This window comes from Paenibacillus sp. sgz302115 (assembly GCF_056120445.1).
The window spans coordinates 13,618-34,969 of sequence record NZ_JBVYOK010000006.1 but is presented as its reverse complement, the minus strand read 5'-3'; the positions used below and the strand labels follow the sequence as shown (position 1 = coordinate 34,969).

Below are 21,352 nucleotides of genomic sequence, written 5' to 3'. Positions count from 1 at the left end.
CTCCCCTTATCAAATAAAAAAAGCCCATCCTAAATAGAATAGGCCGGACTTCACTTTTACCCTCCGCCAAACATACGCGCCAGCTCCATAACACCGTCTTCATCAATTTCACGGTAGTCTGCATCGTTGTAACCTTCAGGTTGGCCCCCCTCTCCGCCGCCTCCGCCAAACATTGCCCGAAGAGGGGCGGTTGCAACCTCCACCTCAAAACGAATATATTTATGCACCTGCTTCAGGAGCTCTTGAATCTGCGGGTAAGTGTATCTCCTGATTGCCCACTTATCGAGGTTGCAGTGCTTATGGAGATAGAAAAAAACCTCGCTCCATGTGACAGGCTCTCCTGTCTCGGCGTCGCGGACTTCTACCCCTGTCGGCTCTTCTCCCTCAGCCCGTTCTACTTTTTTAATCCGTTGAGATCCATCATGACATCCAGAATACGCTTTGCTGTACGAAGGTCCACATTACGGTCAATAAATGAATGATCCACAACCAGATTCCCATCTTTATTCCGGTAAGCAATTTCCGGATAAATTTGAAAAGCTAACCCCAAGATATCGTGAAGTGTCTTTTCCTTGGCTTCCTGGCCCGGTGCAAAGTTGAGAATAATTTCGCCTACATTTACCGTTTTTAAGTACTGCATGAACTCTCTTGTATCTCCAAAGGTCATTGGCGGAATTCGATACAGCTGTCCATTGCGCAGCATGATTTCTTCATCCTCTTCAAACCACACACGCTCAGATAAACGAACGTCCTTATCTTCTGGCAATTCTTCTTCTGAGCTCTCTGCCTTAATCCGTTGCAGCGCCGCCTCATTCATCTCTTTCGAATGCAGTAATTCCTGAACTGTCTTGCTCATAAACTCTCTCCTTTGTGCTTTTATTGAAAAAAACAAAGACCCGGGTGGGGATACCCGGGCCTCCGTTCATCCGCGGCAAGCTTCAGAGTTTACACGTTCGAGGCTGCCGAATAGCGTTTGATACTTCCCAGCTTACGGTCTGCGCGTTCTGGGTCAAGCACTTGCAGGGTAACCTGCGAAGTAGATGCAGTAGCCCGGGCAGCGTCAATGGAGAACGAACCCTTGGCCCGGCATTGATACAGCTCTGTTTCAATGCCTTGGAATGTACCGTCTTTTTGCAAAAACGATCCATGGTGAATGATGTGAACCGGGAACGGAACCTCATCAACCAGAATATCCACTACATCAATGTTTTCTGTACGCTGGTAGCTCAGTACAACATCCTTATTGGTATGAGATGCATTCAGAATTACATAGGTTTTTCCTGCATCAGTAGTGACCATGAACTGTTTGTTCGTTGGCGCAACTGTTGAGCTATAGGCCACTTTCTCAAGGAGAGAGTTGGCGTCCTTCAGCTTCACAGTGAAATTGCCGTCGCCGTAAAGAGTGCTGCCGAATGTGACTTCTGCTACAGCAACATCCGGTCCGGAAGCAGCACTGCGGTCAAGCTCACCTTTAATCAGCTCATGCTGTTCATTTAGTACCCAGAGAGAACCGCTAACATCTTCTTTGACAGTTGAACCCATCATTAAGGATAGCTGAGCCAGGTCAAATTTTGCGTCAGTAGCTGTAATCTCAATTGATTTGGATTTCACCAGATTATCAATCGCGAATAGGCCATCAGAACCGAACACATCTTCCAGTTCTACATTGAGATCAATTTTTAGATTTTGAAGTGTACCAAGCGATACCACCTCAACACCTTTACCATCGGCTGCATATTTCTTTGCAAGAAATTGTCCTACTCCCTTAATGATCATCTTTTTAGCCATTCGGAAATTCACTCCTTTAATTGATACATCAGGCTTGTCTAACCCGTGATCAGATCAACAAGCCCGAAGCTCTTATTTGTTCTTCCTGCATAGAGTAGGCGGGCTGCAATAATTCCTAACACTACCCATCCAAAGATAGAGAGAATTGAAGCACTGTAGTGAAACAATAAACATCAGGGATAAGGGTTGCCGACTCATGCTGCTTATACAGAGTTGTTTCGAAGTTCTCCACATTCTCAAACGGACTTATGACATTCCGAAATAATTCAACAATTCGTTTAGAAATTTTCAAAGCCAGATCCACATTATTAACAGTGTAAGTATTAAATTTAATTAAAGAATCATAGACCAGATAATTCTCCCGATTGATCTTGCCTTTCCGGCTCGCATAAAAGCTAATTAGCGGCAGATTGCCTTCGCTAAGATCTACAGGCCGTGACCGCTTTTGAATTCGTTTCTCTACACTGGGCAGGTCTGCCGGATCAAGGTTCATCAACTTCAGAAGCTGCTGATCTGTGCGGAGCTTGCGGTAAATTTCAACATAAAGGTCAGTAACCATAATAACCTCCTAATTAAAAACCAGCACCGTGATAACGATACTGGGTCTATTTATAGCATTTAGCTGCTGATCCATTATTGACGTGGCGGTTTTCTGCTGGGTTTGCTTTGCATAATTCTCAGCGCTTTTCCTGCACCTGCTGCATTAGCCGGAATAAAATTATGTTCTTGGTCCAGATCATAACTGAAGACAATATCGGCTAGTTCGTACATATCCTCCTCCTGGCGACCGCTAATTCCTTTCTCTCTATCGTCATACACAATTAAGTTTGGGTGTGCAGTTCTAAACGTGTCTGCATACCCCGGCGAGTCAGTCCACATAATGATACGGCCCTGGAATAAAGAACAAACGTCAGAGCCAGCTTGGGCTATCGTTAAATTATTTAATCGTGCAGATTGATAGGCAGCCTCTTTCTTCTCCCCTTGATGCAAACAAATAACCGCAACCTGATCTCCCCCAATACGCGCCATATGCTCCATTAGTGTGCAAGTCCGATGATTCGCCGGAGATTTATAATCTCCATCGAGCAAAGCAATTATCGTCATAGGATGCTTAATCTCTACAGATATTTGCCTGCCAAGAAACTCTCTGAATTTATCAAGCATTCACAATCACCTCTTTTTATAGAGTATACCGATATGCTGCTAAACAATCAGAGAATGGTGGCGTATGTGATAGTGGGGCAGTAAAAGCCCCGTCCCCTTTCCACAGTCCTCCCAAGACTGTTTCACTATAAGCGGCCGCCCGGCCGCCCTCACCAGGCGGGACCTCTTCCCGCCTTTTTTATTAGTCTAATTTTATTGAAGGAGTTATGTACTATGGATTTGATATTTAAAACAGCAGACGGACGCGGACTAGGTGCAAGAAATTCTGCTTTATTCGACACAAGCCCCTTTTTTGTTAACGCGCTGGCCTACAATCGCATTTTAGATGTATATATAGAAACTAATAGCTATCAATTGCAAAGCTCCCGATCACACATACTAAATACTTTTTCCCATACAGCACATGGCCTAGAGTTGAAACCCTACATCTATGTCCAGAAACCGGATTGGGCTAATCCGCTGCGTCTTTGGCTCATTGGTGATCTCATCCAATCCGTTATCCGTTTTAATCATGAACATGAAGATTCTGAGTTTACCGGGGTCCTGTTTGATATCCAGCCCTGTGATTTACCCGGCAGCAAGAGCGATGATCTTTATTTTAAAAATTGCCTAACCCAGTACATTGATGCCTTGGAGAAAGAAAAACGCAAGGTCGAGCTCTACAACACAAGCCATGAAAAAGATTTCCGTCTCAAAATGGTTATGCCACGGCAGCTCTCCCGTTTTTTTGTAGAGGATGCTGCTTTGATATATGAACGACTTAACAATGCTGTTCACCAAGTTGTAGTAGTAGAGTATTTGCACGGGGGGCTGGACAATGAATAGGCCATTGATGGGGGACTCAGCGTATCCGGTATATTATGCTTTGAAAGCAGGCCTGTCACACGGTACTGGAAATTTCAATCAAATTCTTGCCGCTCTAAAGTGTAACAATATGGGTATTAAACTAGCGGAAATAAATGATAATCTTCAGAGTCTTATCCTGCGTGGTTTTGTAGAAGAGTACATGGGCAAGAATCCTCACACCGGTGTGGAAAATGATACCCTTTACCGCATCACTAAGCTTCAAAGCTGATCACTTAAAAGTGAGACCGTTCCTTCCTGTGCAGCAACATGTGTATATTGGCCAAGTCTGTTCTTTTATGCTATGGTTTGGATGCTGTATCCTACACTATACCTTCCATTCAAGGAGTGAAGCATTCATGGTAAAAAGAATTAACGCAGGCAATGGCGCTCTCGAAGTTGCCGAGATTTCACTTGGCTGTATGCGGATTGCCGACTTGTCCTCCAAGGAGGCTGATGTGCATATCCACAGCGCGCTTGAGGCAGGGATCGACTTTTTTGACCATGCGGATATATATGCTGCCGGCAAAGCCGAAGAGGTGTTTGGCGACGTTCTGGCGAGCAGTCCCGGCATGCGCGAGCAATTGATGATCCAGACCAAATGCGGCATCCGGCAGGGCTTTTTCGACTTTTCCAAGGAGCATATTGTGAATTCGGTGGAGAACAGCCTGAAACGTCTCAAGACCGACTATGTGGATGTGCTTCTGCTGCATCGTCCCGACACCTTAATGGAGCCGGAAGAAGTCGCTGCGGCCTTTGATTACCTGGAGCAAAAAGGCATGGTCAAGCATTTCGGCGTCAGCAACCTGAACCCGCTGCAAATCGAGCTACTCAAAAAAAATGTCAAACAACAGCTGATCTTCAACCAATTGCAGCTGAGCGTAATGGTTACAGGCATGATTGATTCCGGCTTCAACGTCAACATGACCAACTCCGCTTCGGTTGTGCATGATGGAGGCATTCTGGAGTACAGCCGCCTGCATGATATGACCATTCAACCTTGGTCCCCATTCCAGTACGGCTTCTTTGAAGGCGTATTCCTGGGGAATGACAAGTTCCCTGAAGTGAACCAGGTTATTAACCGGTTGGCTGACGAAAAAGGTGTGGCCGACACTGCCACCGCTATCGCCTGGCTCCTAAGACACCCGGCCAAGATGCAGCCGATTGTAGGCACTACAAACACCCAGCGCCTCCTCGACATTGCCAAGGCTTCAGATATCACCCTCTCCCGGGAAGAGTGGTATGAGATCTACCGTGCAGCGGGGAACAAGCTTCCTTAACGGGCTTAGGGATACCGTTTTTTAGAGAATGGTATCCCTCATCTTTGCTCTTAATTTCTTCCTGCTGCCTATAACAACGCGATTATAGATAATAGTTGGTGATAAGATGTTCAAAATAGGAGAATTTTCTAAATTGACACAAATTTCAATTCGAATGCTCCGATACTATGATGAAGTAGGACTTTTAAAGCCAGCAGAAACCGACAAGTGGACAGGATACCGTATGTATTCGGTCGAGCAAATACCTGTTCTTAATAAAATTATTTATCTCCGGGATAGTGGATTTAATGTTTCGGAAATTACAGTAGCCCTTGACAAAATGGATGATAAATCTCTTATAGAACAGCTTGACGTAAAATATGCGGAAATAGAAAAGATAATTCAAGACAACATAGTTAAATTAAGGAAAATAGAGATCGCTAAAAAAGAGCTTTTAGGGCAGAAAAATGAAATTCACTATAACATTTCAATTAAATCCATTCCAAGTTATCAAGTTCTATCCCTGCGTAGAATAATTCGGGACTATTACGCCGAGGGCGAACTATGGCAAGAGTTATCTGCTTTTGCCGAAGAAAACCACATACATATTTACAGTAATACTTTTTCTATTTATCACGACATAGAGTACAAAGAGACTCATGTTGATGTTGAGCTATGCATTCCTGTAAAAAAACAGGGGAAAAGTACAAACAGCTTTACCTATCGAAATACCGAGCCTATACCCACGATGGCTTGCACAATGGTATGTGGTGATTTTCCTAATATAGCGGGAGCATATATAGCTTTTGCTGAATGGCTGCAACAGAATAGCCAATATAAGATGTCCGGGCAAACACGACAAATCGTACACCGTGGCCCCTGGAATGAGAATAATCCAGAAAAATACCTAATAGAACTTCAAATACCATTGGAGATTGTATAAAAACGTCTTGCATTTTTGCAGGACGTTTTTTATCCTCTTGACTCTCACATGGTGTGAGGGCTTACGCTGCACCTGACATCGAATACGAGGAGGATATAATTTGAGTAATTTAGAAGTACATTCCATTGGCAAGGTTCGCAGCGACCAGGGCGGTACTTTCATTACATTGGAAAAAAAATTCATTCCAGCTTTACAATCATTAGAGGGTTTTAGCCATATCAATGTACTTTGGTGGATTAGCGATTATGACGACGAGCATTCGCGCTCCGTACTGCAAAGCGAGTCACCGTACAAAGGCTCTCCCGAGGTCATGGGGATTTTTGCTACAAGGTCGCCTATACGTCCTAATCCGATAGCGTTGACCGCAGCGGAAATTATCCAAATCGACTTTGAAAAAGGTATAATTCAAGTGGCATTTATGGATGCATACGACAATACTCCCGTTCTTGATATTAAGCCCTACACGCCCAGCATTGACAGAGTTGAAACCCCCGGTGTCCCGGCATGGTGCAGCAGGTGGCCGAAAAGTACCGAAGAATCTGGTTCCTTTAATTGGGCAGAAGTTTTTAATTTTTAAGGAGGGAAGAGCTTAGCAGATCGAATTATTCAGGCGGCATAGCATCTTGTAATTGCTATACCGCCCACATCTTAAAACATCCTTATCTCAGCCCAGTTAAATCAAGGGTTTACGGGTTTTTATTTCTCACATCCTGCAAGTTTGTTTTACTTCAAATAAGTTCCCGTCTCTCCAATCCCGCCCTTGCCATTTAATACATACACTCTTGCATTTCCTTTGCCGGAGCAGGTTAATGTGATCGTGCCGTTGTTAACGTACTTGGTATCGCCTGTGACCGCATCCACATAGGTTCCGTTCGGAATTCCGGTAAACGTAGCATTTCCCGAAATCGTAACGAGTGCAAAGCTGTCAATGCCTTTCGCATTGTCGGTATATCTTCTCTTAAATGCCAGATTGCCCGTTACATTCTCTGTGGAATACTGGCCTTTTTGCAAGGCTGGAACGGCTCTTCTGATTAAATTAAGCTGTCTGATATGCTTCGCCAAAGGATAATTCAGCGATTCCGCAAGTTTGCCGGTTGCATTTGTATATTTGCCGTAATCCTGAACCGTAACACTTCCTTCTATTTGATCACCGAAGTAAGCGCGGCCTGTGGTGCTGAGCGGTGCGTTCGGGCCGGGGTCAATGACTTTCCCCTTTTGGAATTCGATCTCTGAACCGTAGAAAATGGCGGGAATTCCCCGGAAGGTGAACATCAGTGCCAGATTCTCCGCCCAAGTGTCCTGTGTCCCTGCGAATCTTTGATTTTCCGGAGCCTGGTCAGGTGCATAGTCATGAGAGTCCACATAGGTGACATTCCAGGTAGCATCGTTATAGTATTGGTCACCGCTTCTCATGCCGAATGCTTCCTGTGCCGACTTAAAGGCCCAATGCATCGGAAAATCAATCACATCCATCCCCGATTTCATTGAATAGTCAGGCGTATGATAATTATTGCCGTTTAAAAAAGCATTGTTCGAGGTTGGCTGTCCTGCTGTTGTCGAATTATCCGCCCACTCCTGCTCAACTGATGTTTTATTGGAAGCGTAGTCATTTTTGCCGTCACCAGGGTACGATTTGGCACTCTTCCAGGTATAGAACGGGGTTGAGATTGCCGGAATCCCACTGTTCCATACATCTCTGTACCGGGTAGCCACTTCACCAAAGATGTAGAAATCAGAGCCTCCTCTGGCCTTCCAGGAAGGAATAAAATATTTATTGAAAATATACCGGCTCACATGCTTCACTGTATCAAGGCGGAAAGCATCCACACCCATGTCAATATATTGGTTATAGGCGTTGATTAAATATTGATCCACTACAGGATTTTCCGTGTTCAGGTCAACGCAGTCTCCGGCGATCTGCCCTGTCTGTACAGTGTAAGATTCCCAGGACAAGCTTTTCTCCGTGTGGTACATGTTATTATTCGTGCCTTCAGTCTTCATTAGGGCAAGTCTTGCCTGATACTGCTGATCGGGTGTCATGGAATCATAGTTTGCCGGCAGCTTATCTGTTATTTTCATCATGTTATTTACAGTGTCCGCTTTAGTTGGATCTTTCTTGAACATAGGGAACAGATTCTCTTCACCAAAATTACCCGTGTGATTGACGACGATATCCTGAATAATCTTCAGCCCTTTGGCATGCGCCGCATTGATCAAATCCTGATACGATGCTCCTGCCGATTCATATCTTGGATCTACTTTGGTAAAATTGATCGCGTGATAGCCATGATAGTCATACCCGCTCGCATTCTGCACAACAGGTGTGATCCAGATGGCGCTGAAGCCAAGAGCTTTGATGTAGTCCAGCTTCTGGATCAGCCCCTTGAAGTCTCCTCTCCAAGCCGGGTCGGAATCCGGATTTCCCGCCTTGGCATCCTCCCATGAGTGTACGTTGTTGCCCGGATCGCCATCATAGAACCGGGAGGTCATCACGAAGTAAATGGTGTCCTCGCGGAAATCGCCCGACTTTCCAATGTTGTACACAAAGCTCTGCGTGGTTTGATTCCCGGCACCGTCTACCACAAGAAATTTCAGGGTCGTAGTCTTGGAAATGAGAATGGACGGTCCAGCCAGGCCCGCCAATGCATTGCCGGAGATATAAAGTTTGGAGCTTGCCGTTGGTTCTGTACCATCATCCGTGTAATAGGCTTTAGTTGTTGCCGCTTTGTTGTCTTTTATGTTAAAAGATACAGTAACTGCGGACTCCGAATGCCCGACAGGCAGATTGGCCGTAATGGTTGGCGCCTGTAAATCAGCATTTAGATCAATGACATAAGCGAAAGAAGCGATGCTTCCCGCTTGACCGAGTGAGTTGACACCGAAGGCCTTGATCGTTAAAGAGGACGCAACCTGAACTGGAGCAGTATACAGAGTAGATGAAGCTGTAGGCGTCGACCCGTCTGTCGTATAGTAGATTTTATCGCCGCTGTTACTGCTCGATAGCGTCACTGTCTGGGCAGAATCATACGTTTTCGGAACAGGAGCGGCTGAAATCACCGGAATTTTTGGGGTTTCCGGGTTGGCATCATACCACGCGTTATCTGTATAATACCAGCCCTCCTTCACGTTGCGGGACAAATCAGCCGTCTGTTTGCCGCTGCCATCATTAAAGATCAGGCTTGCGCTCGTGGCTCCAGTAATAGTATAGCTATACCAGTCATTTCCGTCCGCATTCATCAGAATCCCTGGCCACGCTCCGCTTGTAGGAACTGTTGCAGGGCTCAAATTCCAGTAATGGATTCGCAGCGCCGAATTCCAGCCTGAAGGCTTCTTAACGTGAACCGTTACCCCTGTGGACGTCGGAGTAGGCGTTACTGTTGGTGTTACTGTTGGTGTGGCCGTCGGTGTTGGTGTTGGTGTTGGCGTTGGCGTTGGTGTCGATGTCGGTGTTGCTGTTGGTGTTACTGTTGGTGTCGGTGTTGCTGTTGGCGTGGCTGTTGGCGTGGCTGTCGGTGTTGCTGTTGGTGTCGGCGAAGTCCCCAGCGCGATCTTGATGTAATCAATATTGATATTTCCGCTGTCGGTTGAATCGTATTTGTATGCAATTGTATTATTCCCGGCCTGCAGGGAGAGCGTTTCTGTCTGATCGCCCCATGTATCCCAATTGGCCAAGCTTGCGAGAGCAGTCTGCTTCACCTTTGTTCCGTTAACGTAAATAGAAACGTTTTTGGCGCTTCCGGTGGCATTTGCGTAATGAAGAGTGGCGTTATAGGCAGCTGCAACAGAAGCCTGAACAGTGAAAGTTGTTGCCGCTCCGCTGGCTGTGTACCCGTCAACAAACCCGGTTCCCGAATATCCGGTGTGATCCGTATTTATTTTCGCCCCACCTGATAAGGCTGCGCTCTCAGCTTCATATTTCCCGGCAACCGGAATAACAGCTGTCCAGTTCTTGCCGCCATTGTTGTCCCAACTGTCTGTAGGAGCTGTGATGTGATAACAATAAATTAATGTGGCGCCCTCAGGGACATTAATATTTGCCGTAAATGTGGTCCCCGTCTTCGACATCGCTGTGTCCGTAACACTGGTCCAATTATTAGTGCTCCAATGCAATGTTACTGCCGTTGCCGTGGAATTTGTATAGGTGACTGTATAATCAGTATTGCTGGCAGATGCTCCGCCGGATAAACCAAACAAGCTGCAAATTAACGCAAAAATAACCATCCAAGAAATAAAAGACCTAGTTTTTTGCCGTTCCAAGCAAACAACCTCCTCAAAAAATTATTAAATTCATTGCGCAAACGTTTGCATTTCAAGGAAAAAAAATAAGATTCCCTACATTGTTCATATTTCACCCCCCGGATTTTAATAGAAAAACATCATTGTATGCGTTTTCAAATATAGCTGATGAAGTGTCTTATACCGTATCTACCCAATGAGTTTTTCCTTTTATGATTATAATCTCCAATCTTTTACTGGTCAATGATAATCTTTCCTAGAATATTCCTTGAAATCTACTGTCTTAAGGCGAAGCTATAAAAGCTGACCTATCCAAACCTCCCCTCCATCACTTCTGCCCTTTAGTTCAACTTAAATAAAAACAGGCTGTGAAATAGTTCTGTCTATTTCACAGCCTGGTATAATCGAGGCAGGGACTTGCTGGAAGAACTTGCGAATTGGCGAACAGCAAGCTAACGACGGTTCTGCTCTATCCTTTGCCTGAACTTACAGCAGACGATTAAGGAAGTCCAGACTCAGTGCCGTCGTCTCCTGTAGAACCACATCTGCGCCGGCAGCTTCCAGAGCGGAACGCTCACCAATGCCAACCGCCTTCATACCCGCAGCCTTGATCGCTTGGATTCCAGCGGTGGCATCTTCGATGCCCACGCAGTTTTCCGGCTGCGCGCCAACCTCTGCAGCTCCGCGCAGGAACAAATCCGGTGCAGGCTTGCCGTGCTGTACGGAATCAGGATCAACCACATAGCGGAACAGTCCATCCAGCTTGAGCGAGCGCAAGATTTGCGGCGCATTTTTGCTGGCGGAAGCAATCACCGCCGGGATATTCTGCGCTTGCAATTCTGCCAGCAGCTCTGCAATCCCGGGATACGTATCGCTAGGCGTAAGTCCGCTCAGCAGCGACACATAATGCTCATTCTTGCGCCGGGCCAGCTCTGCCTTTTCCTCAGGCGTGAACTCTGCATCCTTGCCGCCAAGCCGCAATATCCGCTCCAGCGACTCTCCCCGGCTGATGCCTTTCAGCGTCTCGTTAAATTCGCGGTCAAACGGAATCCCGATGGATTCCCCAAGTTGTTTCCAGGCGATATAATGATATTCCGCCGTATCGGTAATTACTCCATCAAGATCAAAAATAACTGCTTCCAGTTTCATACTCTCTCCATCTCCTCTGGTATAACGTTTCTCTTTTGTTTTAATCTCCGTCTAGGACAGTTTCAATACTATGCGCTTCTCACAGCTGTCCACAATCTGCCCTTTCCACTCTACTGTTACCTTCCACCCGGCTTCATTATGAATGACCGCCTGCAGAACCCCGTCTTTCTCTGTCAGGGACAAATCAAATTCCGCTTCGCCAATGACCAGCCGCTCAAGCTTACAATCTTTGCCGTTCCACGCTGACGGAAGCTGCGGCTTCAGTCTCAGCTCTTTCCGCACAGCAAACGGCTGCACACCGAAGAAATGGCGTACCACCGGTACCGCCAGGGCGTAGATCGTCCAGGCTTGCACCACGCAGCCGTAATCCGGCGACATCTCGGAGAAAGAGCCTGGCAGGACGCGTGAGAAGCTGCGCAGCATCCGGTTCAGCAGCGCCAGCGCTGCGTCCGGGTTGCCGCTAGCGGCCTCGGCGATCGCATGAGCCCCGGTCGAGATTGTCATCGTCCCCTGCTGGAACATCCCGGATAAATACGTGCCATATTCCCCGATGAAGGTATCATTGCGCATATTGTCCAGCGCCCGGCGGGCCTTGTCTGGCTCAGCAATGCCGGCCTCCATTGGAGTGACAATAACCCAGTTCTTGTTCAGCAGCCAGCCACGATCGGCCGTTTTATCGGCATTTGCATGGATTCCTGCAGTAAGATTAGCATTGGCATCATCGCCATCGGCGGCAATATCAATTCCGGCCGTCCCCAGCAGACTATCCATATATTCGCGATATCCGGCCACACCCTGCGCTTCGGCAAGCGAGACCAAAAAGTCTGCCTTGGCCGCAACATCGGCGACCGGAGCAACCGCATCGACGAACAATCCTTCGTTCTCCTGCCAGAATGAAGAGTTCACGGCATCCGTACAGCGCCGGGCCAGTTCACCGTATTTCTGCTGTGCCTCTGTCTCCTCCAGATATCCGCTCATCTTCTCCATCGCCTGCAGCGCTTTGGCTGTATAGACGGCGCTATCTATCAGTTCCATATTGAGTCCGGCAATCTCGATAATCCCGTAACCTGACGGGAACAAATCACCGTCAGAGTCCATTTCCCCCAGGAGCCAGTCGATTCCCTTGACGCAGTAGTCATAGTGGCGGCGAAGCAGCTTCACGTCACCTGTCCAACAGAACAGCTCCCATACAAAAGCGATATAGTGGGCTGTCTCTTGCGTGTTGCCGGGATTAGATACCGCCCCCAGAGTTGTCAGCTCATGGATAAACCGCCCGTTGCCGTTGGCCTCCTCCGACTTCTCCAGCAGCAGATTCAGCGTATCCTTGGCAAGCTGCGGATCTCCGATGGCCAGCACGCCTTGCAGGGCATATGTGCTATCGCAGCCGAACCACCACGGATAAGTCGGTCCGCCTGCCGTGAGACCCCGGCCTGTTCCATCTACCTGCTGGATCAGCCATTGATTGTTCCACTTGGCCCATCTGAACGCTTCATTCCAGGCAGCTTCGCCTTCGACAGTAAACTTTGCCCGCTCAGCTATGGCGCCATACACCTCTTGTTTCTCGGTAAGCAGATTTTCATGTTCAGCGGCGAGCTGCCGATAGCTGCCTTCACACTCTTCCCGGGAAGTATAAGAACCAGCGGCAAACAGATGGAACTTGTGCCGCTCCCCGGCAGCAATCGTCAGCTCAGTGCGGAAGGAAATGCCGCAGCCGGCCCCGGCGGTAAATTCAGGCCCGTACAGATCGGACCGAACCTCCAGCTCATTGCCCGCCAGATCAGTCCCAACCAGTGTAAACCAAGGATGAGCTTCATCCTTTACCAGCACTTCACGTGAATTCAACACCGTTGCTTCGTCACGTACTCCGTCATAGACACCCACCTCATCCGAGAACCAGACCGGCCGGAGATCGGTGCGGACAAGCAGCTCCACCTGCAAATGCAGATCTCCTTCCCCGTAATGATGAAGCTCGTAGGCAGCAGTCATACCTTTTACCCGTTCAGGGGCAAATTGTGTCCGCTCCATCGCCACCGGAATGTGGCTTAGCCCGTGATCGTACTGGAAACGGCTGCCCCAGGACTCACTCGTGAAGCCGTCGGCCCGTGACCAGACGGAAATATTCCGCTTCGTATCCGTCAGCTTCAGCCAGAAACCGTCCAGCAGCTTGATCGGATGCAGCCAGATTCCACCCATTTCATTCGCCGTATGGTGGCCGAAATCAGGGAAATAGCCATCCTGCGCGCCGCAGATTTTGACGTATTCACCGCCGTTATAATATAAATTGAATGGATGCTTGCTAGTAATGCCGGTCATATGGAAATCCCGCTCCTTTATCTGTAGATCACAAATGCATGGCGGGCCGCTTAGCCCTTCACAGCAGAAGAGATAGAAATCCCTTCAATAAAATATTTCTGTGCAATAAAGAACAGCACCAGCGCAGGCAGCATGATCAGAATGGTCGCTGCCATCAGCATATTCCACTCCACATTGTATAAGCCCTTGAACATGGACAGTCCCAGCGCCAGCGTATATTTATCATTAGAATTCAAATAAATCAGCGGCCCCTGAAAATCATTCCACACCCCCATAAAGGTGAAAATGGACACCGCAATGAGTGGCGCCTTGGACAGCGGGAGCATAATCCGGCTGAATATTTGCCACCGGTTCGCCCCGTCCACAAAAGCCGATTCATCCAGCTCACGTGGAATACCGCGCATAAACTGGCGCACAAGGAAGATGTTGAACGCGCCACCGCCAAAAAACGAGGGCAGGATCAGCGGCAAGAAGGAGTTGGTCAGGCCAGCTTCTTTGAACAGAATGAAGGTCGGAATCATCGTTACCTGACTCGGCAGCATCATTGTAGCCAGCAGCACGAGGAACAGCGTTTTTTTACCACGGAAGTTGAAGCGGGCGAAGCCGTAGGCGCTAATCGCCGAAGTGAACACCGTACCGATCATGACCGGTATCAGAATGACAATCGTATTGCGCAAATATAAAAAGAACGGGATGGCCTTCACGGCATCCACATAGTTGGACCAGAGCCATTTCTGCGGAAAAAAGGAAGTCCCGAACACTTCAGCCGGCGTTTTGAGCGAGGTAGATACAGTCCACAGCAGCGGCACCAGTACAATAGCTGAACCGCCGATTAGCAGCAGGAATGCAAACCATTGAGACAGATTGATTTTACTTTGTATTTTTTGCATTGTAGGCGTCCCCCTTCCTTTAGTCATGTTGATCATCGCCCTGGTAGTACACCCAGAAAGAAGAGCTGCGGATGACCAGAAGCGTGAATACCAGAATGATCAGGAACAAAATCCAGGAGAGCGCGGACGCATAACCCATGTCAAATTCTATAAATGCTTTGTTGTACAAATACAGATTGTAGAACAGTGTCGAGTTGAGTGGCCCGCCGTTGGTCATAACGAATGCCTGGGTAAAATATTGAAAACCGCCGATAATCCCCATGATCAGATTGAAAAATACAGTTGGTGTAATCAGCGGCAGCGTAATGCTGAAGAAACGGCGGACCGGACCGGCACCATCAAGTTCTCCCGCCTCGTACAAGTCCTCCGGCACTCCCTGCAGACCGGACAGATAAATGATAATCGTATTTCCGATTCCCCACACGCCCATGACGATCAGAGCGCCGAGCGCATAACTTGGGTCCTGCAGCCACGCTGGGCCTTGAATGCCGAACCAGCCCAATGCCTGATTCAGAATTCCGTATTCCGGATTGAAGATCATCACCCACATCATCGAGGTGGCGACAGCAGGAATAACGGACGGCATAAAAAAAATAAGCCGGAAAAACTTCATTCCGCGCGAACGCCCGTTAAGCATTAGGGCAATCAGGATTGACGATATCTGGAATAACGGTACTGACACAAGCGCAAAGATTAAAGTGACTTTCAAAGACTGATAGAACAATTCATCGTGAAAAATGTCGCGGAAATTGTCCAGCCCTACATATTGAATCGACTCGACACCGGTGATGACATCCCATTTGCTGAAGGAGAGAACCAGCGAAAAGATCATCGGCCCAAGTGTGAAAATAACTAATCCCAGCAGCCACGGCAGGATGAACCAGTACCCGGCGCGTTCCGATTTGGCATTATTCATGACGGCCTCCTTGATGGAAGCGGGTGAAGCACCGAGGATGGCGCTTCACCCGCTAAGCTTATTTTTTGATTTTGGCATCGGCATCTTTGGCCGCTTCATCGAGCGCACTCTTCATATCCAGCTTGCCAAGCAGCGCTTTTTCCAGCGCCTGTGTGAATGTTTCCTTAAAGATCGGGCCGTTAACCGAACGCAGGGACACCGGCTTACGTGCAAAGTCCATCATTTCGATAACCGGTTTGTCCTTCTCTTCGGTCTTTTTGACCTGATCGAGTTCTGCTACAGTTGCCGGCAGCACCAGCCCGTTCTTGGAGCGCAGCTTCTGGGCTTCTGTGCCGGACAGCCATTTCATCAGCTCATAGCTTTCCGCTTTGTGTTTTGTCTTGGAGTTCATCGCCCAGCCTGCTGCAGCGATAATGCCGGTGCGTGTACCGTCTGATCCTTTAGGAATCAGCGCTGAGCCGTATTCCACGTTCGATTTGTCCAAATCGGACTTGATCCAGCGTCCGGTAACCATCATAGCCAGCTTACCAGTCATGAACATCGAGGAGTCGCCGCCCAACGACTGCGTATCCTGCGGCGTAGGCGACACTCTGTTCTCGCCTGTGGACAGCGCCACGTATTTCTCCATAGCCTTAACGGTCTTCTCACCGTTCATGAAGCCTTCGGCTTTCGTACCGTCTTCATTGGCAATATCAGTACCGTTTGCCCACAGATAGGTGTAGATCGGATATTCCCAAGTACCGGCATTGAACCCGAACTGGGTGTATTTTCCGTTCTCTTGCTTGGTCAGCTTCTGGGCGGTAGCGAACATATCATCCCAGGTCCAGCTATCACTCGGATAAGCAACCCCCGCATCATCAAAAATCTTTTTGTTGTACCACAAGGCCAGCGGATTGAAATCCTTCGGCAAATAATACAGCTTGCCGCCTATCCGCTCCATATCAATCAGATTCTTCTGGTAAATGTTCAGATCAAAGGATGAATCCTTGGCGATATAATCATCAAGCGGCTCAATAACACCCTTGTCTACAAAGGAGATAAAGTCGCCTTCACCGATCAGAAACACATCGGGAGCTGTTCCGCTGGCCAGTGAGGTCGTTATCTTTGTGCCATAACCGTCTCCCGGTATCGGCTCAAATTTGACCTCCATGTCGGGGTGGGCGGCATTGAATTGATCAGCCAATTGCTGTTCTACCGCGCCGCTGTTCACATCCCCCCAGATGGAGAAGGTAAGCTTTACTTTTTCCTTGCTGCCTCCTGCATTGTCCGTTCCGGCGTTGCTGTTGGCATTGTTCTCTCCACCTGAGGAACAGGCTGAGAGCATCATAACACCAGCGAGTACTGCGGCGATTTTGTAAGACCATTTCTTTTGCATTTTGAATGACCTCCCTTAATGATTAATTATTTGGAATGCAATAATACCTATTTCTATGAATTGGCAAAAATTGCTTTTTCCCGTACTTCCTGCAGCTGGCTGTGAACGATCAGGCTAACCGGCTTACCCGCAGATTTGGTTATGGCGATTTCCTGCGGTGTAATGCTGATTTCAAGACGCTGACCCTGCCAGTATAGAGGGAAAGCTAGTTTTCCCCAATGTTCCGGCAGCTTTGGTGCCAGATGAAGCTCGCCGTCCAGCATTCTGACTCCGGCAAAGCCCATGACTGCGCATTCCCAGATTCCGCCGAGCGAAGCGGAATGAATGCCTGCATCCGAGGAATGCACCTTTGGTCCAAGGTCGATCTCGGTAGCTCTTTGGAAGAGACGGTACGCGAGCGGCTTATCGCCGAAGTCACTTGCCAGAATCGAGTGTGTCGACAGCGACAACGAGGAATCATGCAATGTTTTTTCCTCATAGTAATCGTAGTTGGCACGCTTCACTTCCGGCGAGAATTTATTTTCAAGCAAGAAGAACAGCATCATGATGTCCGCTTGCTTCGAAACCTGCATGTTTCCAACCTGATCCAGATTGTAATCATTGAATATGCTGCCCACTTTTTCCCGGTCCTTGTACGGAGTGAGATCAATAATTTCCTTTTGCAAATACGTATCATCTTGCGGAATAAGCAGGCGCTCATTCGGCTGCGGCAGGTAGATTAGGTTCAGCTTGCTTTCCCACACGCTGTAAGCCTCGCTCAAGTTCAGCAGCTTATTGTAGGAGACAAACAGTTCCGGCTGATTCTGCTCCAATTCCTTGTAATATTGCATTGCCAGCTCAATGTTGAAATGCGCCATATAATTCGTAAATGCATTGTTATCGACATGCTCCTTGTACTCATCCGGCCCGACAACTTCATTGATCTCATAACGGCCTAGAGCCTCATTCCATTCCAGCCGGCTAGCCCAGAAAATCGCCGTATCGAAGATCATTTCATACCCGCAGCGCTCCATGAAATCCTTGTCTCCTGTCGCCCGGTAATAATGCCAGACGGCATAAGCGATGTCCGAGGTGATATGCTGCTCGATGAAGCCGGACCAGATCTTGGTCTGTTCACCGGTTACGATATCGACAGCCCCCCATACCGGGGTCACTTCACCGTCAGACGGCCAAGCTGCTTCCCACGGATACATAGCTCCGGCATACCCGTTCTCTTTCGCTTTGCTCCGGGCACCTTCCAGTCCCAGGTAACGGTATTCCAGCAAGGAGCGGGCAATTTCAGGGTTGCTGTAAATGTAGAACGGCAGGATGAACATCTCGGTATCCCAGAAAGAATGGCCTTTGTATCCCTCACCGCTTAAGCCCTTGGCTCCGATACCCATTCGATTGTCATGCGCTGGAGTCATGACGACGAGATGATACAGCCCAAAACGTACACCCAGCAGATCGAACGGATTGCCCGATTCAATAGTAATACCGTAGTTTTCCCAAACTTTAGCCCAAGCAGCAGCATGATTACTGAACAGAGCCTTATAACCGGATTCATGTGCAGTCTTCAAAACCTTCAATGCTTCTTCACGCATCGCTGGCAGGCTGTAATTGCCGGCAAACTGCTTGTCGCGGCTTGTGTATACGACAGCTACCTTTTCAAGGGTTAACGTTTGACCTTCTTCCAGATCCAGTTTGTAAGCTACAGCTACCTTACGGCGTTCAATTTCCATCGCCGGTGCAAGATCAACAGCCTCGCCGTCGATCTTCAGCTTATGGGAAGCTCCGATCGCAAAGTCGACCTTGGATTCCGTGGTAGTCTGGATCAGTTCCAGGAAAGTCTTGTCGTAGATCCGCTTCTCGCCTTCATGGAAGTGCTGGCTGCCACTGTTGCTGACTTGAGCGTCAATACCGGAGGCTACGGACAAATGAACTGAACCTTTTAACACTTTTACTTCCAGCTTCAGTCCGATCAGGTGCAACTGATCCAGAGAGACGAACCGGCGGAAGGTGAATTCCAGCTCCTTGCCGTCGCCATTGCCCCAGATGAACGTCCGAACTAGTTCGGCTTCCCGAAGATTAAGGCTGCGGCTATATGATTTTACCTCTCCCTGGTCCAGTGAAAAGCGCTTGCCGTCAATCCGTATGTCCATCTGTGTAACATCAGCTGCGTTCGGCAACTCGCTGACCTCCAGCTCATCGAAGCGGTTAAAGGTTCCGTTCACGAAAAGATTGCGCTTCTCGCCGACATAGGATTCTTCAGCAGCGGAACGAAGTCCCATGTAACCGTTGCCGAGCGACATGATGGCTTCACACTTGGCTAGGGCCAGATTTGAAAATCTTTCTTCCGTTACAACCCAGCCTGAAGCCCCATCAGGTAATTTCTTGTTGTAATTCAGCATAGTATAAATTTCCTCACTCTCCTAAATTTAGCCCTTATTTCTGTAAGCGATGCCGAAATCGTTTTCGAATTAATGAAAAAAATCGAAAACGATTTCGATTATTCCGGGCAAAAACCACTTTTCTGTTATTTTATACAGCGGTTTCGAAAACGTTTTCGGGTTTATTATAAATTCATTATTGTCTCTCTGTCAACTATGCTGAAGGGAAGAATTTTATTGTAGCCCGGTGTATTGCTCTCCAGCATCTTTACCACTTGCTCCAGTGCCGCATAACCAAGCCCTACAAAATCCTGCCTGATCGTGGACAGCTTTGGCGTTGTATAGCTCGACAGCACAATGTCGTCAAAGCCCATAAGCGAGATATCCTCAGGAACGCGCAGTCCCAGCTCCTTGAAGCGCGTTATCAGTCCAATCGCCATCAGATCGCTGGCGACAAAGACCGCCGTAAGCAAGGGATTGGCAGCAATATAGTCTTCCGCCAGCTCATAAGCGCCTTCCTCAGTGAAATCCGCTTCAACCACCCGTGACGGAATAAAAGGAAGACCCGCCTCTTCAAGCGCTTCGCGGTATCCCTGCTCCCGTTTGATGCTGACTGTAGCGTATCGGTGGCCATTGATCAGCCCGATTTCCTGATGCCCCTTGCTGATCAAATAATGCACAGCGCGGCGAGACGCCTCCAGATTGTCTGTAATCACAGACCCCGCATGCGGCCCGACAGTGTCTGCGTCAATTACAACACTTGGAATATCGCTGTCGATCAGCTCTTCGAAATAAGGGTCGGTTGTCCGTAAGCCGGAAATCACGACGCCGGCAATTTTGTGATCATGGCAGAATTGCCAATACGATCTATCCTGCTGTTCGGAAAGGCTGCGGGTATAGATCACGATTTCATAACCGTAACGGGTAGCGGCGGCATACACACCGTTAATAATTTGATAGACCACCCCATCCTTACCGTTCGCCTGCTCGAAGTTGGAGATAATGAGAGCTATCGTCTTCGTCACTTTATGCTTGAGATTCTTGGCTAGCATATTCGGAGAATAATTCAGTTCCTGCGCCGCCTCAAGTATCTTTCGGCGTGTTGCCTCACTTACATCGCTGTACCCATTGAGTGTCTTCGAGACCGCAGAGATCGAAACACCGGCATGTTTTGCTACGTCTTTTATGGATACCATTATAGGCTTTCCCATCCTTTTTTTATTTTTCAATGTATCTCATCTGGTCTTCATTATAACACATAGGCAGGAGACAAAAATGCCCATATCAACCGCGCTCCTTGCGGTACTGTCTGGGTGTTTTTCCTGTGTATTGCTTGAACAACTGCGTATAGTAGCTTTGGGTGCAAAATTTAAACATCAGCGAAATGTCGGAAATAGACTGATTGCTGTGAATCAGGATGGACTTGGATTCTTCGATTTTCCGGCGGTTGATGAATTCGGTAAGGGGCATCCCCATCTCGCGTTTGAAACGGTCCGAAAGATAACATGGGTGAACGCCGACATACTCTGCAATCCTTCCCAGCGTCAATTCCCGGCAAATATGTTCGCGGATAAAATAAATGGACAAATTCACAATGTGCGAATAGTGCAGGGTCTCCTTCTCTCTTTTCATAACGGCTATGAACTGCAGCACCATCTCATATTCAAAAAGAAGCAGCCGTTCGAGGTCATCCGTGTTCTCAATATCGCGAATAACCGTATCACTCAATTGAAAAGCCATCTCCGGGTTCACGCCGCCGCGGATGATCGCCCTTGTGAACAAGGTGCAGGAGGCAATCATCGCGTTCTTCTTGGAACGGAGCGGATAGCGGGCCAGCGTGGCCGCCTCCAGCGCATTAATCTTGCGCAAAGCCCTCATCGCCCGTGACTCATCGCCAATCCGGATCGCTTCCAGCAGCTCATGCTCATAATCCAGAGGCGGATGAACAAACTCTCTATTGAGGTCCTGGGATCGTGTTGACCAATAAGAGGACACTCCTAAAGTGGGCATCTGTATTTCCTCTTCGCCATCAACCATATTGATCCCCCACCTAAAGATTTTGATAATAAGATAAATAATTTAGTATAATCTTAAGCTTTTCTAACCT

The 21,352-nt window shown here is 48.1% G+C and carries 19 protein-coding genes; 5 read left to right on the top strand and 14 right to left on the bottom strand.

All coding sequences use genetic code 11. The features are described 5' to 3' along the window. Nucleotides 1-56: 56 nt before the first annotated feature. The 5 genes from AC0LWN_RS13725 to AC0LWN_RS13705 form a co-directional block, all read right to left on the bottom strand. Nucleotides 57-227, bottom strand: coding sequence for a hypothetical protein (locus tag AC0LWN_RS13725; protein WP_474666145.1), 171 nt, complete (start codon nt 225-227; stop codon nt 57-59). Between the two features lie 167 nt (nt 228-394). After that, nucleotides 395-856, bottom strand: a complete 462-nt coding sequence (locus AC0LWN_RS13720) for a hypothetical protein (RefSeq protein ID WP_474666143.1) — start codon at nt 854-856, stop codon at nt 395-397. A gap of 89 nt (nt 857-945) precedes the next feature. Then, nucleotides 946-1,788, bottom strand: coding sequence for a major tail protein (locus AC0LWN_RS13715; RefSeq protein WP_474666141.1), 843 nt, complete (start codon nt 1,786-1,788; stop codon nt 946-948). A 121-nt stretch (nt 1,789-1,909) separates the two neighbouring features. Beyond that, nucleotides 1,910-2,347, bottom strand: a complete 438-nt coding sequence (locus AC0LWN_RS13710) for a hypothetical protein (RefSeq protein ID WP_474666139.1) — start codon at nt 2,345-2,347, stop codon at nt 1,910-1,912. Nucleotides 2,348-2,421: 74 nt separating this feature from the next. Beyond that, nucleotides 2,422-2,952 (bottom strand): hypothetical protein, encoded by a 531-nt coding sequence (locus AC0LWN_RS13705; RefSeq protein ID WP_474666137.1) that lies wholly within the window; start codon nt 2,950-2,952, stop codon nt 2,422-2,424. A 213-nt stretch (nt 2,953-3,165) separates the two neighbouring features. Between AC0LWN_RS13705 and AC0LWN_RS13700 the strand changes: the two genes are divergently transcribed. The 5 genes from AC0LWN_RS13700 (at nt 3,166) to AC0LWN_RS13680 (ending at nt 6,574) form a co-directional block, all read left to right on the top strand. Continuing rightward, a complete protein-coding gene (locus AC0LWN_RS13700) occupies nt 3,166-3,777 on the top strand; it encodes a hypothetical protein (RefSeq protein WP_474666135.1) in 612 nt (203 codons plus the stop codon). Continuing rightward, nucleotides 3,770-4,027 carry a hypothetical protein gene (locus AC0LWN_RS13695; protein WP_474666133.1) on the top strand — a complete coding sequence of 86 codons (258 nt, stop codon included), beginning with the start codon at nt 3,770-3,772 and terminating at the stop codon, nt 4,025-4,027. Before AC0LWN_RS13700 ends, AC0LWN_RS13695 begins: the two co-directional genes overlap by 8 nt. Before the next feature lie 127 nt (nt 4,028-4,154). Continuing rightward, on the top strand, nt 4,155-5,075 hold the full coding sequence (locus tag AC0LWN_RS13690) for an aldo/keto reductase (protein WP_474666131.1): 921 nt from the start codon (nt 4,155-4,157) through the stop codon (nt 5,073-5,075). Nucleotides 5,076-5,181: 106 nt separating this feature from the next. Next, entirely contained in the window at nt 5,182-5,997 is an 816-nt protein-coding gene (locus AC0LWN_RS13685) for a MerR family transcriptional regulator (RefSeq protein WP_474666129.1), read from the top strand. Nucleotides 5,998-6,097: 100 nt separating this feature from the next. Further along, complete coding sequence (locus tag AC0LWN_RS13680) at nt 6,098-6,574, top strand: SAM-dependent methyltransferase (protein WP_474666127.1); 477 nt, start codon at nt 6,098-6,100, stop codon at nt 6,572-6,574. A 146-nt stretch (nt 6,575-6,720) separates the two neighbouring features. Here the strand turns inward: AC0LWN_RS13680 and AC0LWN_RS13675 are convergent, their stop codons facing one another. From AC0LWN_RS13675 to AC0LWN_RS13635, 9 genes are all read right to left on the bottom strand, one after another. After that, entirely contained in the window at nt 6,721-10,254 is a 3,534-nt protein-coding gene (locus AC0LWN_RS13675) for an alpha-amylase family glycosyl hydrolase (protein WP_474666125.1), read from the bottom strand. 465 nt (nt 10,255-10,719) lie between these two features. After that, nucleotides 10,720-11,382 (bottom strand): beta-phosphoglucomutase, encoded by a 663-nt coding sequence (gene pgmB, locus AC0LWN_RS13670; RefSeq protein ID WP_474666123.1) that lies wholly within the window; start codon nt 11,380-11,382, stop codon nt 10,720-10,722. A 51-nt stretch (nt 11,383-11,433) separates the two neighbouring features. After that, the gene (locus AC0LWN_RS13665) at nt 11,434-13,695 is read right to left on the bottom strand and encodes an alpha-L-rhamnosidase-related protein (RefSeq protein ID WP_474666121.1); all 2,262 of its coding nucleotides are present in this window, start codon (nt 13,693-13,695) and stop codon (nt 11,434-11,436) included. 50 nt (nt 13,696-13,745) lie between these two features. Next, entirely contained in the window at nt 13,746-14,585 is an 840-nt protein-coding gene (locus tag AC0LWN_RS13660; RefSeq protein ID WP_474666119.1) for a carbohydrate ABC transporter permease, read from the bottom strand. Nucleotides 14,586-14,604: 19 nt separating this feature from the next. Further along, nucleotides 14,605-15,501, bottom strand: coding sequence for a carbohydrate ABC transporter permease (locus tag AC0LWN_RS13655; RefSeq protein ID WP_474666117.1), 897 nt, complete (start codon nt 15,499-15,501; stop codon nt 14,605-14,607). 58 nt (nt 15,502-15,559) lie between these two features. Continuing rightward, complete coding sequence (locus AC0LWN_RS13650) at nt 15,560-16,876, bottom strand: ABC transporter substrate-binding protein (protein ID WP_474666115.1); 1,317 nt, start codon at nt 16,874-16,876, stop codon at nt 15,560-15,562. Between the two features lie 53 nt (nt 16,877-16,929). After that, nucleotides 16,930-19,266 (bottom strand): glycoside hydrolase family 65 protein, encoded by a 2,337-nt coding sequence (locus tag AC0LWN_RS13645; protein WP_474666113.1) that lies wholly within the window; start codon nt 19,264-19,266, stop codon nt 16,930-16,932. A 164-nt stretch (nt 19,267-19,430) separates the two neighbouring features. Beyond that, the gene (locus AC0LWN_RS13640; RefSeq protein ID WP_474666111.1) at nt 19,431-20,441 is read right to left on the bottom strand and encodes a LacI family DNA-binding transcriptional regulator; all 1,011 of its coding nucleotides are present in this window, start codon (nt 20,439-20,441) and stop codon (nt 19,431-19,433) included. 88 nt (nt 20,442-20,529) lie between these two features. Further along, entirely contained in the window at nt 20,530-21,255 is a 726-nt protein-coding gene (locus AC0LWN_RS13635) for a helix-turn-helix domain-containing protein (RefSeq protein ID WP_474666109.1), read from the bottom strand. Nucleotides 21,256-21,352 lie beyond the last annotated feature (97 nt).